15 protein-coding genes and 1 pseudogene are annotated in these 14,746 nt (G+C 54.3%); 8 read left to right on the forward strand and 8 right to left on the reverse strand.

All coding sequences use genetic code 11. The features are described from left to right. Window positions 1-26: 26 nt before the first annotated feature. The 4 genes from F3J40_RS14020 to F3J40_RS14035 form a co-directional block, all read right to left on the reverse strand. Window positions 27-1,439: an MFS transporter gene (locus tag F3J40_RS14020; protein ID WP_167015501.1), complete on the reverse strand. Its 1,413-nt coding sequence runs from the start codon at window positions 1,437-1,439 to the stop codon at window positions 27-29. A 207-nt stretch (window positions 1,440-1,646) separates the two neighbouring features. Next, window positions 1,647-2,816 (reverse strand): Gfo/Idh/MocA family protein, encoded by a 1,170-nt coding sequence (locus F3J40_RS14025; protein ID WP_167015503.1) that lies wholly within the window; start codon window positions 2,814-2,816, stop codon window positions 1,647-1,649. Window positions 2,817-2,826: 10 nt separating this feature from the next. Continuing rightward, window positions 2,827-3,003 (reverse strand): hypothetical protein, encoded by a 177-nt coding sequence (locus F3J40_RS14030; protein WP_167015505.1) that lies wholly within the window; start codon window positions 3,001-3,003, stop codon window positions 2,827-2,829. A gap of 151 nt (window positions 3,004-3,154) precedes the next feature. Next, entirely contained in the window at window positions 3,155-4,183 is a 1,029-nt protein-coding gene (locus F3J40_RS14035; protein ID WP_167015507.1) for a LacI family DNA-binding transcriptional regulator, read from the reverse strand. Between the two features lie 317 nt (window positions 4,184-4,500). On the opposite strand from F3J40_RS14035, the gene F3J40_RS14040 reads away from it, so the two are divergent. Continuing rightward, on the forward strand, window positions 4,501-5,565 hold the full coding sequence (locus F3J40_RS14040; protein WP_167015510.1) for a Gfo/Idh/MocA family protein: 1,065 nt from the start codon (window positions 4,501-4,503) through the stop codon (window positions 5,563-5,565). Between the two features lie 16 nt (window positions 5,566-5,581). After that, entirely contained in the window at window positions 5,582-6,466 is an 885-nt protein-coding gene (locus tag F3J40_RS14045) for a sugar phosphate isomerase/epimerase family protein (protein WP_017347357.1), read from the forward strand. Between the two features lie 44 nt (window positions 6,467-6,510). On the opposite strand, the gene F3J40_RS14050 is transcribed toward F3J40_RS14045, so the two are convergent. After that, a complete protein-coding gene (locus F3J40_RS14050) occupies window positions 6,511-7,515 on the reverse strand; it encodes a Gfo/Idh/MocA family oxidoreductase (protein ID WP_205297364.1) in 1,005 nt (334 codons plus the stop codon). 256 nt (window positions 7,516-7,771) lie between these two features. Here F3J40_RS14050 and yghU point away from each other — a divergent pair, with 256 nt between their 5' ends. The 4 genes and pseudogenes from yghU to nadS all read left to right on the forward strand — a co-directional run bounded on the left by yghU (window position 7,772) and on the right by nadS (window position 9,454). Further along, entirely contained in the window at window positions 7,772-8,641 is an 870-nt protein-coding gene (yghU, locus tag F3J40_RS14055) for a glutathione-dependent disulfide-bond oxidoreductase (protein ID WP_017347354.1), read from the forward strand. A 13-nt stretch (window positions 8,642-8,654) separates the two neighbouring features. Continuing rightward, window positions 8,655-8,942, forward strand: coding sequence for a DUF1330 domain-containing protein (locus F3J40_RS14060; protein ID WP_017347353.1), 288 nt, complete (start codon window positions 8,655-8,657; stop codon window positions 8,940-8,942). Between the two features lie 112 nt (window positions 8,943-9,054). Then, window positions 9,055-9,153: pseudogene (locus F3J40_RS25215) on the forward strand (type II toxin-antitoxin system RelE/ParE family toxin); the annotation flags it as partial. A gap of 16 nt (window positions 9,154-9,169) precedes the next feature. Further along, the gene (gene nadS / locus F3J40_RS14065) at window positions 9,170-9,454 is read left to right on the forward strand and encodes a NadS family protein (protein WP_167015514.1); all 285 of its coding nucleotides are present in this window, start codon (window positions 9,170-9,172) and stop codon (window positions 9,452-9,454) included. Window positions 9,455-9,460: 6 nt separating this feature from the next. Here nadS and F3J40_RS14070 read toward each other — a convergent pair whose 3' ends face one another. After that, complete coding sequence (locus F3J40_RS14070; protein ID WP_017347350.1) at window positions 9,461-10,375, reverse strand: LysR family transcriptional regulator; 915 nt, start codon at window positions 10,373-10,375, stop codon at window positions 9,461-9,463. 85 nt (window positions 10,376-10,460) lie between these two features. On the opposite strand from F3J40_RS14070, the gene F3J40_RS14075 reads away from it, so the two are divergent. Continuing rightward, window positions 10,461-11,531 carry a tartrate dehydrogenase gene (locus F3J40_RS14075; RefSeq protein ID WP_167015516.1) on the forward strand — a complete coding sequence of 357 codons (1,071 nt, stop codon included), beginning with the start codon at window positions 10,461-10,463 and terminating at the stop codon, window positions 11,529-11,531. Window positions 11,532-11,578: 47 nt separating this feature from the next. Here F3J40_RS14075 and F3J40_RS14080 read toward each other — a convergent pair whose 3' ends face one another. Then, the gene (locus F3J40_RS14080; RefSeq protein WP_167015693.1) at window positions 11,579-12,445 is read right to left on the reverse strand and encodes a glucosamine kinase nucleotide-binding domain-containing protein; all 867 of its coding nucleotides are present in this window, start codon (window positions 12,443-12,445) and stop codon (window positions 11,579-11,581) included. Window positions 12,446-12,478: 33 nt separating this feature from the next. Beyond that, on the reverse strand, window positions 12,479-13,720 hold the full coding sequence (locus F3J40_RS14085; protein WP_167015518.1) for an MFS transporter: 1,242 nt from the start codon (window positions 13,718-13,720) through the stop codon (window positions 12,479-12,481). A gap of 371 nt (window positions 13,721-14,091) precedes the next feature. Here F3J40_RS14085 and F3J40_RS14090 point away from each other — a divergent pair, with 371 nt between their 5' ends. Beyond that, window positions 14,092-14,679, forward strand: a complete 588-nt coding sequence (locus tag F3J40_RS14090; protein WP_167015520.1) for a hypothetical protein — start codon at window positions 14,092-14,094, stop codon at window positions 14,677-14,679. Window positions 14,680-14,746: the final 67 nt, after the last annotated feature.

Below are 14,746 nucleotides of genomic sequence, written 5' to 3' on the forward strand. Positions count from 1 at the left end.
CGCTCATTTGCGGGAGAGCGATAAACCTACCCCTTAGCCAGTACAGAAGCGCCCGCGTGTTTCTCCATGCGGAACACATCAACCAGCGAAAACACCACCAGCAGGGCAATACCCGCGAAGGCGACATTAATGTCGCTGTGTTCTGGCGTACTGTGCTGTTGCCACTCCATCGACAGGCGCAATAACAGCGCAGAAATGGCAATACCCGCACTCATACTGAACTGGAACAGAATGCTGAAAATAATCGAGGCATCGCCCATCTTCGCCTGGGGCACATCCGCAAAGCCAAGGCTGTTATAGCAGCTAAACTGCATGGAACGTGTCAGGCCACCAATAAACAGAATCGCGGCGATCGTATAGTGCCCCAGCGACTCGCTCAGCAGTAAACACGCCAACAGCGCCAGCAGACTCAGCACGCCATTCACAATCAGCAAGCGACGGAAGCCCCAGCGCTGCATCAGCCAGGTCGTGGCGGGTTTCATCGCCAGATTCCCGGCAAATACCCACAACACCATGGCCCCGGCCTGCGCGGCACTCCAGCCAAAACAGAGCTGGAATAACAGCGGCAGTAAAAATGGCGTCGCGTTAATTGACGCGCGGAAACAGGAACCCCCGACCACCGCCCGGCGGAAAGTATCGATCTTCATCACCGAAAACGGCAGCAGTGGCGTAGGATGACGCTGACCATGACGCACCGCCAGCCAGGCGCAGAGTAATCCCGCGACCAACAACACCAGCCCCTGGGAAATATGCATCTGCCCCAGCCACTCCAGCGCCATAATCAAACTGGCACAGGCCGCTGCGGTCAACACAAAGCCCCAGCCATCAAACGGACGATGTACATCGGAAATACGTTTAGGCACCAGCCACAGCGTCGCCAGCAACGCCAGAATACCCAAGGGGATATTAAGCCAAAAAATCCAGGGCCAATGGCCGTAGCTCACCAGCAAACCACCCAGCGGCGGCCCTAAAACCGGCGCAATCAGACCCGGCCAGGTAATAAAAGCAATCATCTGCACAATCTGGCGCTTTTCGGCCACGCGCATCACCACCATGCGCCCTACCGGCACCATCAGCGCGCCCCCTATCCCTTGCAGCACACGGGCCGCAATAAACAGTGGCAAAGTCTCACTGGCACCGCATAACCATGAGGCGAGGGTAAACAGCACGATGGCACCGGCAAACACCCGCCGTGCGCCAAAGCGTTCGGCCAGCCAGCCACTGAGCGGAATGCCAATTGCCACTGCCAGCAAATAGGCACTGATGCCGATATTCAGTGCAACCGGGCCTACATCAAACACCTGCGCCATTGTGGGAATGGCGGTGGTAATCACCGTGGCATCAAGATTTTCCATAAAAAACGTGACCGCCACTAACAGCGCCAGCCATATGACTTTATTCGGGTGAGAAGATGAAATCTGCGCTTCCTTGTTCAACATTGCGTCCTCAAAAAAGAAACTCTTCACGTTTTAACATGAATACAACAAGAGGGGCGTTGAGAAATTCTCAGGTCAGAGGAGAGCACCGCGCGAGGCAAAGCGGTTTCCCTTCAGCCTGGCGCGATGAGTGGCGTCACCAGGCTTAAGAAAAGCAGGTTTAAAAGCGGAATAATGCGGCGATATGCATCAATCAGTACCAGATCCGGTTTAGCAATCGACCCACACTGCGCCAGCATCAGCGGAGGCTACACACTTCTCCACCCACCGCACGCCTGTCAGTCCGGCATGCACGCCGGGATACCAGAAGTCCTGTAGAAATGCGCTATCATCCCTGTCGGTGGCATCCATTGCTTGGGCGAAACGTCGATACAAATTCGACCACGCCTCAAACAACCCCTCAGGGTGTCCGCCACCGATGCGGTCATCCGCCAGCGCGCTCGCGGCCAAATACCCCATGCCGCGCTCAAGAATCCGCACCGGCTCGCCCTGCACTTCATAGCGCAGCTGATTGGGTTGCTCATCCCACCACTCGAGGCTGGCCTTCGAACCAATCACACGCACCTTCTGTCCATGCATCGAACCGCAGTTCACCGCTGAAGCCCACATCGTGCCAACCGCGCCGTTGTTGTACTCCATCAACACAAACGCATTATCCTCCAACGGCGCCCGGCTCTGGACAAAGCTCTGCCGTGAGCACAGCAGACGTGTTACCTGCAAATCCGGCACCATGGTCTCGGCAATAAACAGAGGATGCGTGGCTAAATCGCCCAGCACATAGCTTGGCCCGACAAAACGCGGGTCCACGCGCCAACGGGTGCTGGCATTTTCCAGCTCTACCGCCTCGTGATGAAACCCGTGGGCAAACTGCATATTGATAATGCGAATGTCCCCTAGCTGTCCGGCGGCAATCATCTCCCGGGCTTGATGAATCAGCTGGTGTCCGGCATAACCATATGTCACGCCAATCACCTTATTTTTCTCTGCGCACAGCTGCTCCAGCTCATCGGCTTCGGCGGCAGTGAAGCACAGCGGCTTTTCGCACACCACATGCAGCCCCGCATTCAAGGCTGCCCGACAGATGGGAAAGTGGGTATTGTTGGGGGTGGCGATGGAGACCACTTCAATGCCATCTTCTCGCTGGGCTTCAGCGGCAAACATCGTCTCGTAATCGCTGTAGCAGCGATCGGCTGCGACACCAATCGACTGACCAAAAGCGCGGCCACGCTCGGCATCAATGTCAAAAGCCCCCGCCAGAAGGGTAAAGTTACTGTCGCGCAATGCCGCCGAACGATGAATATAACCAATCTGACTGGTGCCACCGCCGCCAACCATGCCCCAACGCAGCGAACGATTCAGTGCTTTCATCCCGTTAATCATCTGCGTCTCCTTAAAAACCAGTGGACTGCAAATGATGCAGGCGGATAGCAGCCTGACGCGGATATTGCGCCTGCTGGCGTGCGATCTCTTTATGAGCATGTGCCTGAGTGGCACCCTTCAGGACTTTTGCCACAGCGGAATAGTGTGCGCCCCAGCAGCAGGGCGCGTTAGCGATAGGGTTCGTCATGATCTGTCCTTGCGATGTGTGAGGTGGACAGTATCAAATAAAAATTTCATCCCTAACAATAATGAACATTTCATTTTTTGATAGAGATCATAATATTTTAATATCATAAATATGATAGTTAACTATCATATTTCACCAACAACCTGACAAATCAGAGATTTTCACGCGTCACCACATCGAAAGGCAGCACCACTTTAATGAAGTGCTGGCTGTCGCTGAGGTGCTGTAACTGCAATGTGCTGGCAATGGTCTCGGCTAAATTATCGATTCGGTGGCGTAACATCACGCTGATAGTGCCATCAATCAGGGCTAAATCCCCCTCCTTCACCGGACCGTGGGAGATCACCGCAACCTTGCGTTCTGGCTGGCTGCGCAAAGCACGAATCACCCCTTCAATGCCGCCACAAGGCGCAAAAATCAGCGCCAGATCGGGATAATCCCGCAGCAGTTGCAGCGTCGCCTGATAGCCTCCCTCAATGCTCTCATGGGTTTTTAACGGCTCCAGCACCTGGCGAGAAGCGTCATGCTCACGCAGATAGGAGCGGAAGCTGATTTCACTGCTCTCCTGGCAGGTAAAACGGTGATCGCCAACCAGCACCGCAAACGGCCCTGGCGGTAGCGCCAGATGATGGGCAAACCAGCCCGCAGTGCGTCCTCCTTTCTGGTTATCAATGCCAAAATAGCCTGCATGGCCGCAGGGAGAGAAGTCAGAGAACAGTGCATACACCTTCACCCCAGAACGCGATATGGCTTCAATGGCATGACGGATCAGCGGGTGATCCAACGCGACCAGCGCGATCACATCCACCGATGCGGCCAGCGCATGCAGCGAAGCCGCGACACCCTCGACATCATTAAGGTCGTGGTAACGAAACTGGGGTTCCACGCCAACAGGGTGAAATTCTTGCGTCTCTCGGGCCAGCGCTTCACTCAGGGTGGCGTAAAAAGAGTAGGTAGGCGGCAAGAGGATAAACCCCATGGACAGCGGGTTCTGCTGTAGCGGTTTTCCCTGCGTCAGCAGCTGGGACTGCCCCATGCGATAACCCAGGCGGCTGGCAGCACTCAGGACTTTTTGTTCGGTTTCGGCGCGCACTGGCGCTCGGCGATTGAGTACCCGGTCCACTGTTGCCACGCCAACGCCCGCAGCCTCCGCAATGGCGGTCATGGTAATTTTGCTCATAGTACGTCGTCCTGGAATGATAAAAAAACATCAGAAAACATTGAGACTATACCTCTTAAGTGGCAAAAAAATCCCCTGACGATCAAAATTACTGTCTATTTTTGATAGCTTTTCTCTCATAAATTTGATCACCTTCGCAAAAATAGAATTATACATTTCATTATAATGTTATTTGGAATGAATGTTTGATATTAATTTACCAGCAAATTCAGCGCATGGCCTGATGGCTTTACATCAGCAAAGCACTAGAGCGGCAAAAGCAATCCTACCTATATTGTTAACCAATACCTTACGTATAAATAACAAATGGAGATGATATGTTCCCTTCGACCTTACCTGTACCCCGCCGTCCCGTAGCCAGTGACATTCCTGTATTACGCTGGGGCATTGTCGGACCAGGCTGGATTGCCGATCATTTTGCCAATGCACTGCGCCACCACACGCAACAAAAGCTGGTTGCGGTCTCTTCACGCAGCCATGCCAAAGCGCAGGAATTTGCCACCAAGTGGGACATCCCACACGCCTGTGAAGGCATTGATGCCTTGCTGAGCCGCGATGATATTGATGTGGTGTATATCGCCACCCCGCACAACCATCACTATCCGGATGGTCTGCGCACGCTACAGGCTGGCAAGCATGTGTTGATCGAAAAGCCCCTGGCGCTGAATGCCGTGCAGGCCGCTGAGCTGCAACAGGTTGCGCGTCAGCATAACCGGCTGTGCGTGGAGGCGATGTGGTGCGATTTTGCGCCTAAATATGATGTGATTCGCCAACTGCTGGAAGATGGCGTGTTGGGCGACATTCATACCCTTATTGCCGATCATGGTGAATACTTCTCTCCCGAACACCGCATTTTTAATGCTGATTTAGCCGGTGGTCCGATGCTGGATTTAGGAAGCTACCTGATTGGCTTCAGCGTATTGGTGGGTGGTGCCCCAGACAGCATCGTGGCCCGTGGGCAATCTGCGGCGCACTATGTCAGCCATCTCCCACGTGAAAAGCAGGTAAACGGCCAAATTTCCATGCTGCTGACCCATGCACAAGGCATGCACTCCGTACTCAATACCACCCTGTTCAGCAATACACCCGGTGGTGCGGTGATTGCCGGACGTGACGCCACGCTGGTGCTGGATGGCCAATTCTACGCGCCAGGTAATTTCCGCCTCACCTCCAGTGATAACCGCCACACCCTGCTCTGGCAGGAACCGAACAATCGCTATCACCAGCTCTCACATGAAATTGAGCACACCGCCTGGTGTATTGGTCAAAACCTGACTGACTCACCGGTTCGCTCGCTTGCCACCTCCATCAGCACGCTTAAAGTGATGGATGAGGTCAGAAGGCAGATTGGCGTGGTCTTTAATGAAGAGCGCCAGTCTTAACGCGCAGGAGAAAAGAATGAAAATCGCTTTTGATGTGGATGTTATTCGCCATCTGGGTATTACCCGCATGGTGCACCAGGTGGCTGAATGGGGCTATAAATACATCGAGCAATCGCCACATCCACAGATCAACCCGTTTTATAAACACCCGAAAGCCAGCCGCGAAATTATCCGCGAGTATAAAAATGCGCTGAACGCCACTGGGGTAGAAATCTCTTCCTTTATCACGGTTTATCGCTGGTCAGGCCCGGAAGAAGCTCGTCGTCAGGCGGCGGTGAAGAACTGGAAGCGCATGATTGAAATCGCCGTCGAGATGGGTGTTCAGGTCATTAACACCGAGCTGTCGGGCAATCCAAACGAGCCGGAGATCTGCGAAGAGATGTTCTATCGTTCGATGGAAGAGCTGCTTCCCATCTTCGAACGTGAAGGCATCCGCGTGGAAATTCAGGCTCACCCGTGGGACTTCTGCGAAGAGAGCAACGAAACCGCCGATATGGTGAAGTCGTTCCGCAGCGAGAACGTGAAGTATATCTACAGCGCACCGCACACCTTCTACTACGACAAAGGCAAAGGTGATGTGAAAACCATGCTGGAGTATGCCGGTGATGACCTGTCGCATATGCTGATCGCCGATACCATGAACCACACCAAGCACTGCCGTTACATCGTCAACCCACCGGGCGTCGATGCCACTATCCACCAGCATGTGGGAGTGGGTGAAGGAGAAGTGGATTTCCCCACGCTGTTTAAGACGCTGCGTGAGATGAATTTCGCCAATCGTAGCTTCAAAGTGGGCGGCGAGCCGATTATTGCCGCAGCGCTGTTTGGCTATCCGGAAAAAATGCCGGTGCAGGCAGTGGAAACCCGCGAGCTGATTGAACGCGAGCTGTTGGGGCAATAATGTCCGCCAACGCCGCACGGACCTGAAGCCGTGCGGCGTTGTGGTTAAATCTGCTCGACGTGAACGAACTCACCACGCGTCAAAGAGAGCTGTGCGGCTTCGGCAATGGCCTGGGCACGTAAGCCATCAATCAGCCCCGGTAATCCCTGCACCTCTTCACCATTAATATGGCGTACAAAGGCATCAAGATGGGTGTAGTAGGTTTCCCGTACCCGGCTGAACCAGTCCGCATACAGTCCCGGTTGGGTAATATTTTGCCCCTGCCAAAGTGTTGCGCCCCGCACGGCCTGGCTGTCTGAAGCCAGCATGCCTTCACTTCCCATAATACTGATGCGCTCATCGTAGCCGTACGCGGTGCGGCGCGTATTATCCAGCTGCGCCAGTGCACCCTGCCGCAAGCGCATGATCAACACCGAAGTGTCCACATCAAACGCTTTGATTTCGGGCATCGCTAACGCCGCGCCCATGGCCCCTACGGTTTCCACTTCATCTTCCGTCAGCCAGCGCAGCAGATCGAAAAAGTGAATCGCCTGATCGCGCATCTGCCCGCCAGAAGATTGCAAATAGCTGAGCGGTGGCAGCTCTGAGGCGCGGCACACCATTTGAATCAGTTCAGCCTGACCAATCACCCCCGCTTTAAAACGCGCTTTTAACTGCTGATGGCTGTGATCAAAGCGGCGATTAAAGCCCACCGTGACAGGCACTGACAGTGGAGAAATGCGCTTAACCACATCGCGCGCACGCGCCAGTGACAAATCAATAGGTTTTTCACAATACACCGCTTTTCCGGCACGTACGGCCTGCTCCAGCAGATCGGCATGGGTTGGGGTCGCGGTGGCAATCAGAACCGCATCAATGGCATCACTGCGTAGCGCCTGTTCGACGCTGCCCGCCTGCGCACCGAACTGTTGTGCCACCTGTGCCGCGCGGGTCGGATCAAGGTCGCACACCAGGTCGAAGCTGATTCCAGGGTGTGCCGCGAGGTTTGCCGCATGTACCTGGCCAATAAAACCGCTACCCAGCAAAGCAAAACGTTGTACTGACGCCATTTTTTTCTCCATTGTCTGCACGGTATGTGAGTGACTCTGGCTGTCAAAATAGCGGCTTATTATGGGTGGGTAACACCCCTATTTTGAGGGGAATCACTCAATTTTTTGCCGCCGGAATCACCGCGACGTTATGCGTTTTGTGCGGAAATCCTATGCGGAATACGACTTTGCAGGTTTCAGCCAGCGCGGTTAAATGCATAGCGTTGCCCCCTGCTAGACTCAACCCCAATTAACCGCAAACACAAGGCGAACCCCTATGTCGGAAAATCAGTATCAGCCCGCGAAAGTCTGGACCTGGGATCCGGAAGCGAAAGGTAACGGCGCGAAGACCAATCGCCCGACCGCAGGTGCCACCCATGAAAAAACGCTGCCAGTGGGTAAACATCCGCTGCAGCTCTACTCTTTAGGCACACCTAACGGCCAGAAAGTCACAATTTTGCTGGAAGAGCTGCTGGCGTTGGGGATCAAAGAGGCGGAGTACGATGCCTGGTTGATCCGCATTGGTGATGGCGATCAGTTCTCCAGCGGCTTTGTTGAAGTGAACCCGAACTCTAAGATCCCAGCACTGCGTGACCACTCCGTCACGCCACCACAGCGGGTGTTTGAGTCCGGCAATATTCTGCTCTATCTGGCAGAGAAATTTGGTCACTTCCTGCCGCAAGATCTGGCAACCCGCACCGAAGCGTTAAACTGGTTGTTCTGGCTGCAAGGTTCTGCGCCTTATCTGGGCGGTGGCTTTGGTCACTTCTATTTCTACGCGCCAGAGAAGATTGAGTACGCCGTAAACCGCTTCACGCTGGAAGCCAAACGTCAGTTAGACGTGCTGGATCGCCAGTTGGCAAACCACACTTACCTGGCTGGCGAAGAGTACACCATCGCCGATATCGCCACCTGGCCGTGGTATGGCAGCCTGGTGCTTTACAACCAGTACAACGGTGCCGAATTCCTGGATGTTTCCTCTTATAAAAACGTGCAGCGCTGGGCGAAAGCCATCGCTGAACGTCCAGCAGTACAGCGCGGCCGCAAAGTGAATCGTCTGGTAGGCGAACCCCAGGACCAGCTGCATGAGCGTCACGACGCGAGTGATTTTGACACCAATACCGAAGATAAGCGTCAGGCACGATAACCGGAGATTTTGAATGAGCGCATACGTTATTTTTATTCGTGACAACACCACGGACCAGAATGAGTTAGATACCTACGCCAGCCTGGCCGATAAAGCCCGTGGCACTCACCCAATCACACCCCTGGCGTTTTACGGTGAGTTAGAAGTGCTGGAAGGTGCCGACGCCGAAGGTGTGGTGGTCATCCAGTTCCCGGACAAAGCTGCTGCCCATGCCTGGTATGACAGCCCAGCCTATCAGGAAGCCAAAGCCCACCGCCTGAAAGGCGCGAACTATCGCGTGCTGCTGGTCGAAGGTATTTAAGATCCCACTAGCGCGATCTCAGCCGATCCTTGCGATCGGCTTTTTTGATCTCACCTGATAATGGCTATTTTTCACCCATCACTTTGGTGTACTATGTACTCCAAAGTGATGGGTGGGAACAGCATTAGAGTTTATTGAAACACCCATTTTTACCAGGAAAATTAAGCAGATAGCAACAGACGATGAGCTTAAAGAGCTGACAAAGAGGCTAAAAAATGAGGTGTGATATGCGCTTTTTTGATGAACTTAAAACATCTCTGGAAGAAGCCATAGAGATAAAAGAGGGTGTGCAGCCTGCGACAAAGATTACGCGTTACGAAATCGCAGATGTAAAAGCCATCCGGGAAAACCTTAACATCTCACAAAGCGAGATGGCCAAAGCATTAGGGACCAGTATTGATACCATCAAAAGCTGGGAGTCAAAGCGGCGTAACCCAACTGGACTGGCTGCAAAGGTTCTGGCCGTAATACAAGATAACCCGGCGTTCTTTCTCGAACTGGCTGCACATTGATAAGCCTTACCCCTGCGCCAGATGCTGCTGGAGAAAATCCACAAAGGCGGCAATGCGCGCGGGCTGCTGGCGCTGCCCTGGCCAGACGGCAAAAATGTCACCGTCTGGCGCGTGCCATTCCGGCAATACGTGTAGCAGCTCACCACTCTCAACGCTGTGCTGTGCATCCCACCAGGAACGCAGCAAAATCCCATGTCCGTCCAGCGCCATCCGCATAGCCACTTCACCGTCGTTGGTAATCAGCGAACCGCGCACCTTCTGACTGGCCTGTTCGTCACCACGGGTAAAACGCCACAAGGCAAAATCACTGTCGTGCTGGCGGAGCAGAATACAGTTATGACGTGCCAGTTCGGTAATCGAACCCGGTAAACCTTCGCGAGCCGCATAGCCCGGTGAGCAACAGAGAATACGTGGATTGGTGCGCAGCTTGCGGGCTACCAGCCGCGAGTCCGGTGGCTCTCCCACGCGAATATCAATGTCGATATGTGCATCAAGGAAACTCAACGGCTGGCTGCTGAGCTGGAGTGAAAGCGACAATTGCGGGTGCAGCGCCGCAAATGCTGAGACGCACGGGGCCACATGCCGACGGCCAAAGCCAAACGAAGCATTGATGTTTAAACTGCCGCGCAGGTGCGCAGTCTCGCCACTCACCGCCTCTTCCAGCTCCGCCAGTTGATCAAGCAGTGGACGAGCGCCCGCAAGATAGCGTTTGCCTTCAGCACTCAGTTCTAACCGCCGGGTGGTGCGCTTGATCAGCAGCACGCCCAGTTTCTGTTCCAGCAGGCTGAGGCGCTTACTGACCGCCGCCAGTGACAACCCCAGCTCATGGGCCGCCGCCGTTAAGCTGCTGGCGCTGGCTAGCCGGACAAAAAAAGCGAGGTCATCACTGGAGGTGCGAGATTCTCTACTTTGATTCAACACTGGTTTAAATCCTGGGCTGATTATTTACTTCTGACGCAAAGTTATACTGCCAGCAGAACATCCACCGCAAGTAGCGAGAACCCTCATGGCAGACAAAATTCATAAGATCGCGGTAATTCCGGGCGACGGTATTGGTAAAGAAGTGATGCCAGAAGGCATTCGTGTGTTGGAAAAAGCCGCTGAGAAGTTTGGTATCAAACTGGAGTGGGAGTGGTTCGACTTCGCCAGCGCAGAATACTGGCAGGAGCACGGCAAAATGCTGCCGGACGACTGGTTCCCACGCCTGAAAGCCTTTGATGCCATTTACTTCGGTGCCGTTGGCTGGCCAGAAGTCGTGCCAGATCACGTTTCTCTGTGGGGCTCGCTGCTGCAGTTCCGCCGCGAATTTGATCAGTACGTTAACCTGCGTCCGGTGCGTCTGATGCCGGGGGTTAAGGCACCATTGGCCAACCGCAAACCCGGTGAGATCGATTTCTGGGTGGTACGTGAGAATACGGAAGGTGAATACTCCAGCGTGGGCGGCACCATGTTCCCTGGCACCGACCGTGAAGTGGTGATTCAGGAAACCGTAATGACCCGGACCGGCGTCGACCGCATCCTGAAATTTGCCTATGAACTGGCACAGAAACGGCCAAAGAAACACCTGACTTCGGCGACCAAATCCAACGGAATTGCCATTACCATGCCTTACTGGGATAGCCGCGTCGAGGCGATGTCACCCCAGTATCCTGAGGTGAAAGTCGATAAATATCATATTGATATCCTGACAGCGAACTTCGTGCTGCATCCAGACTGGTTTGATGTGGTGGTCGCCAGCAACCTGTTTGGTGACATCCTGTCCGATCTGGGTCCAGCCTGTACCGGCACCATTGGCATTGCACCATCGGCCAATATCAACCCGGAAGGCACCTTCCCAAGCCTGTTTGAGCCGGTGCACGGCTCAGCGCCAGATATCGCTGGCCGTGGCATCGCGAACCCAATCGGTCAGATTTGGTGTGGCGCGATGATGCTGGAGCACCTGGGCTATCCGGCTGCCAGTGATGCGATTGTTGATGCGATTGAACGCGTGCTGAGTGAAGGCCAGCATCTGACGCGTGATTTAGGCGGGAATGCGAATACCCAAACGCTGGGTGAAGCGATCACCGCTGCGCTGTAACCCTGCAAAAACGGCTCTCAGTTAATGAGAGCCGTTTTAATCGAACGTTACGCCAGCCGGGCAGCGAGCATCAGCGCTCCGCTGAGGGCATCTGCCACCGGTTCGGTGAGCCGCGCCTGTAAGTCAGATGACAACCACGGGCGAATCGGTTGAGCCAGTCCCCCCATCATCGCCAGTTGGCTGGCACCCCGTAAAAACAGCTGTTCAGCAAGGATGCCGATATCACTGGCCGTCTGTTTAACCAACGTCACCGCGTTGACATCACCGCTACTGGCCGCAGCGAAGACTTCCGGCACTACCCTCGCCCAATCCGCAGGTTGCGCCTGACGCGTCCACTCCAGCATCTTTTCCGGGCTGTTTTCAAACTGCAACATGATGTGCTGAGTAAGTGCCGAAGGTGGCACAATCGCCTCATGCGCCTGTAATGCCAACCGCAAAGCACGATGGCCCAGCTCTGAGCCCGATCCCTGATCGGAAAGCGCGAATCCCCACCCCCCTAACGAGGTAAAGTGCTCGCCATCCCATGCCGCGCCCTGACTGCCAGTGCCGCAAATAAATACGGCGCCTGGCTGTCCGCCGTGCGCACCCACGCAGGCAATTTCCACATCACTGACCACCGCCAACGCAGCGCAGCCCGGCTGCCAGTTATCTAACCGTGCCTGTACTGAGGTCACATTGGCCCCCGCCAGCCCCGCCACAACGGCGGTATCCTGCAACGCTGCTGGCGGCAATCCGGCGCTTTGCAGCGCGCGCGCCATCAGCGCTTCCATGGTCTGTACAGCGGTTTCATATTGTGACCAGACGTTAGCGGGCCCGCCTTCACATTCGGCTAACCGCTGACCGGCACGGTCAGTTAAACGTACCCGGCAGCGCGTGCCGCCACCATCAATACCCAGGAGATAACGTGTCTGCACAATCGATTTCCAGCAACTAAGAACCGGCACAGACTACTCCTGTGCCGCTTCATTCTCCAGTTTCTGCCGCCGCCGCAGATGCGGGAACAGCACCATCCAGACGCCCACCACCACCAATGTTCCCACTCCGCCCAACACCGCCGCCGGTACAGCACCCATGAATGCCGCCAGCACGCCAGATTCAAATTCACCAAGCTGATTGGACGTATTGATAAAAATGGCGTTAACGGCGTTAACCCGGCCGCGCATATCATCTGGCGTATCCAGCTGCACCAGTGAGCCGCGAATCACCATACTGACCATATCAAAACCCCCCAACGCTGCCAGTGCCAGCAGGGAGAGCCACAGCTGTGAGGAGAGGGCAAAAATCAGCGTCGCGACACCGAAGCCCGCCACCGAGCCAAACATAATCATCCCGACATTTTTTTCCAGCTTGTTGCGACTCAGCCACAGCCCCACCAACAGGGCACCAATCGACGGCGCGCCACGCAACATACCCAACCCCCACGGGCCGGTATGCAGAATATCTTTGGCGAAGATCGGCAACAGTGCTGTGGCACCTCCCAGCAGTACCGCAAACAGGTCGAGCGAGATAACCCCTAATACATCTTTGCGGGCGCGGATAAAGTGAATCCCGGCGAATAAGGTAGAGAGAGAAGCGGGCAAGCGCGGTTGCTGTGGACGGGTGTAACGAATGCGGCCAATCAACACCAGCGACAGCAGGTAAAATGCCGCCGAGACGCTGTACACCACATCCGGCCCGGCCACATACAGAAATCCGCCTAACGTCGGGCCGACAATCACTGCCGCCTCACCGCCAACCGCGTTCGCTGCAGTAGCGCGCGCCAGAATCGCCGGGGGCACCAGTGATGGCAGCATGGAGGTCATCGCTGGGCCTTCTAACGCCTTGGCGACGGCCAGCACAAACACTAACCCCCAGAGGGCGGTTTTATCCGTCCAACTGAACAGCGTCAGTAACACCAGCGCCAGTAACGCCCCCCACTCAATCAGCTGAGCACAAATGACGATACGGCGGCGATCGAACTGATCGGCAAGATGACCGGCAGGCAGCGCCAGCAACACGGAAGGTAAAAATTGCATCAGGCCAATCATACCCAGCGCCAGCGCGCTGTTGGTCAGTGAGTAGATCTGCCAGCTCACCGCCACCGAAAACATCTGAAAACCAAATGACGAACAGGTACGCGCCAGCCAAAAGGCCACAAACGCGCGTTGTCGCAGCAGCGAGCTGTCCGCTACTGTTGTTTCTACATTCATATCCCATCCCGTGATAATGCTAAATTCCAGCCTGAATTGGCCTGTTATCTGGCGGCAAAAACGCCCCCTTTTTTGTCAGGGTAGAGTGCGGGATTTTCCCTGCGCAGGCAACAACCTGCCGTGCGGTGCTTTATCCCGGCGGATGCGCAGTGGCCCTATTTAATATTGAGATGGAATAATTAACAGCCTATTTGTCCTGATGAAAACATATTATGAATAATCGGATGTCGGCCATGTAAATAGCGCTTACAGAGAAGAAAAAAAGATGTTTTCACTGAAAAAATCGATCTATATTTAACGGCTTTCGTCATTAAGCCAGCAGCAGGAACTTAATGATATTTAAGATAAAAATAATTTATTCTAAGAGATAAATGGAAAACATATTATATCCCGATTGTGCGCTTGAGCACGTTTTTAGACCCGATGGCACGCTGTTCGCGTCCTGTTACTCCCCTTCACAGCAGACCAATAAGGAATATCTCCCCTTAGAAAATATCATCTTACGACATAACACTTCAGATGCGGCCAATCAGTTGCTGATATTTCCACTCGCCACAACCGATCTGATCAGGCTACCCGAGTGGTTAGCCGCACAGCCGGAAATAAACCTGGCAAACATCAGATTTGCCATAAATTACGACCAGTTAAATACCCATGCAGATTGGTTGCAGAGCGTGAGCGATCGACTAAGCTTCTGGTTGTACGACTTTGCACCACCAGGCAGTCACTGGAGCAAAGTTGAGAGTGTGCCTTTAAGCGGGGTGGTCTTTAGTGAAGCCTTTTTCCGCGAAAATTACACCCTTTTCACCTTCCCTTTCCTGCTCGAACGTCTCAGGCAGGAGGGCAAAGAAGTACTGGTGCGGGCCGCCGAGCTGCCTTTATTGCCTGATGACTGGCCAGGATTACACCTGACCGGTTGGCAACCGCAAACGGGCACCGAAGACCTGCTGCATTCCTGATTAGATTTTGTCCAGAAGTATGAAACGAGTGTTTTACGCTAAAAAAGTCAAAACTATTAACGTTTTT

Origin of the sequence: Candidatus Pantoea multigeneris (genome assembly GCF_011752615.1) — a bacterium.
In the GTDB taxonomy this organism is placed as follows: Bacteria; Pseudomonadota; Gammaproteobacteria; order Enterobacterales; family Enterobacteriaceae; genus Pantoea; species Pantoea multigeneris.

Bases quoted from the DNA above. Each gene is read 5' to 3' on its own strand.
- F3J40_RS14020 (WP_167015501.1), bottom strand. From the start codon at position 1,439: ATGTTGAACAAGGAAGCGCAGATTTCATCTTCTCACCCGAATAAAGTC.
- F3J40_RS14025 (WP_167015503.1), bottom strand. From the start codon at position 2,816: ATGATTAACGGGATGAAAGCACTGAATCGTTCGCTGCGTTGGGGCATG.
- F3J40_RS14030 (WP_167015505.1), bottom strand. From the start codon at position 3,003: ATGACGAACCCTATCGCTAACGCGCCCTGCTGCTGGGGCGCACACTAT.
- F3J40_RS14035 (WP_167015507.1), bottom strand. From the start codon at position 4,183: ATGAGCAAAATTACCATGACCGCCATTGCGGAGGCTGCGGGCGTTGGC.
- F3J40_RS14040 (WP_167015510.1), top strand. From the start codon at position 4,501: ATGTTCCCTTCGACCTTACCTGTACCCCGCCGTCCCGTAGCCAGTGAC.
- F3J40_RS14045 (WP_017347357.1), top strand. From the start codon at position 5,582: ATGAAAATCGCTTTTGATGTGGATGTTATTCGCCATCTGGGTATTACC.
- F3J40_RS14050 (WP_205297364.1), bottom strand. From the start codon at position 7,515: ATGGCGTCAGTACAACGTTTTGCTTTGCTGGGTAGCGGTTTTATTGGC.
- yghU (WP_017347354.1), top strand. From the start codon at position 7,772: ATGTCGGAAAATCAGTATCAGCCCGCGAAAGTCTGGACCTGGGATCCG.
- F3J40_RS14060 (WP_017347353.1), top strand. From the start codon at position 8,655: ATGAGCGCATACGTTATTTTTATTCGTGACAACACCACGGACCAGAAT.
- nadS (WP_167015514.1), top strand. From the start codon at position 9,170: ATGCGCTTTTTTGATGAACTTAAAACATCTCTGGAAGAAGCCATAGAG.
- F3J40_RS14075 (WP_167015516.1), top strand. From the start codon at position 10,461: ATGGCAGACAAAATTCATAAGATCGCGGTAATTCCGGGCGACGGTATT.
- F3J40_RS14085 (WP_167015518.1), bottom strand. From the start codon at position 13,720: ATGAATGTAGAAACAACAGTAGCGGACAGCTCGCTGCTGCGACAACGC.
- F3J40_RS14090 (WP_167015520.1), top strand. From the start codon at position 14,092: ATGGAAAACATATTATATCCCGATTGTGCGCTTGAGCACGTTTTTAGA.